Source organism: Polynucleobacter sp. 35-46-11, from assembly GCF_002281105.1.
In genome coordinates this window covers 1-1,389 of the sequence record NZ_NCFJ01000613.1, presented here as the reverse complement: position 1 = coordinate 1,389, position 1,389 = coordinate 1, and the positions used below count along the sequence as shown (strand labels likewise).

The 1,389-nt window shown below is 47.4% G+C and carries 1 protein-coding gene and 1 pseudogene; both read left to right on the top strand.

Features of this window, described 5'->3' with window-relative positions; translation table 11 throughout:
• Window positions 1–1,233 (top strand): excinuclease ABC subunit UvrC (locus B7Y67_RS18150; protein ID WP_293599831.1); only part of this gene is annotated, 1,233 nt, incomplete at its 5' end.
• Between the two features lie 36 nt (window positions 1,234–1,269).
• Window positions 1,270–1,389, top strand: a pseudogene (locus B7Y67_RS18145) (CDP-diacylglycerol--glycerol-3-phosphate 3-phosphatidyltransferase); the annotation flags it as partial.

The window sequence follows — 1,389 nt, the reverse complement described above, 5'->3', positions numbered from 1 at the left end:
GATCGAATTGCCGATCTGTCTAGTGTGCTGCAACAGCAATCGATGGATACCGTTGCTGATGGTGAAGGTGATGTGGATGTGATTGCCGTCGCGCAGATGGAAGGGGTAGTCTGCGTGAACTTGGCGATGATTCGGGGCGGCCGTCATCTGGGTGATCGGGCCTATTTCCCAAAAGGCTTGAGAACAACATCAGGGGAGTTGCCGCCGTCTGAAGAAATTCTAGAAGCTTTTATTGCTCAACACTATTTAGAAGATAAAGAGCTTGATGTTGAGTCAAGAACCAATCTCATTCCACCAGTGATTGTTCTTAATCATTCATTACAGAAATCCCCTGAAGGTATTTCTGCCGCAGAGGCGGGTGATGAATTGGCTCCAGAAAGTTTGCGTGATTTGCTTAATGCTCAAGCCGGTAAACGGATTACCTTCTTGCATCAACCTCAAGGTCAAAGACGTCATTGGTTATCCATGGCTGAGGGTAACGCCAAAATTGCGATTGCTAAGCGGCTTGTAGAGACAGGTGGACAGCTTGCTCGGGCAAGATCTTTGGCCGATATCTTAGGTCTTGAGCTGGAAAGCTTGGAGCATTTACGTATTGAATGTTTTGACATTAGCCATACCTCTGGTGAGGCTACCCAAGCTTCTTGTGTGGTGTATTCCAAAAATGCCATGCAAGCAAGTGAATATCGCCGCTTTAATATCAATGACATTACGCCTGGCGATGACTATGCTGCTATGCGCCAGGTATTGCAAAGGCGTTACGCTAACTTCCAAGAGCTACCCATCGAGAAAATACCGCAGGTGATTTTGATTGATGGCGGCAAAGGCCAGGTAGAAATGGCACGTCAGGTTTTATCTGAATTTGGCATGGACATTGGTTTGATCGTTGGGGTAGCTAAAGGGGAAGGGCGCAAGGTTGGTCTAGAGACTTTAATTTTTGCCGATGATAGAAAGCCGCTAGAGCTTGGCATTGATAGTCCTGCTTTGTTATTGGTTGCCCAAATTCGGGATGAAGCACACCGCTTTGCTATCACGGGTATGCGCGCCAAACGGGCTAAAGCCAGAACAGTTTCTCAGTTAGAGGAAATTGAGGGGATAGGAGCAAAACGTCGCCAGAAACTGCTAGCCCGCTTTGGTGGTCTGCGTGGGGTAGCTAATGCCACCATCGAGGAAATTGCAACTGTCGAGGGAATCTCCACAGCTTTGGCTGAGCAAATCTATCGGCAACTCCATTGATTTCCAAGTGCCGTCACATTGGTTTATGCTTGATATATGCCATTTAATTTGCCCATCGCCTTAACCTGGTTGCGTGTTGCCGCAATTCCACTTGTCGTGGCAGTCTTCTATTTACCGAATGGTTGGCTTACCCCTTTTGATAAAAATCTGACGGCA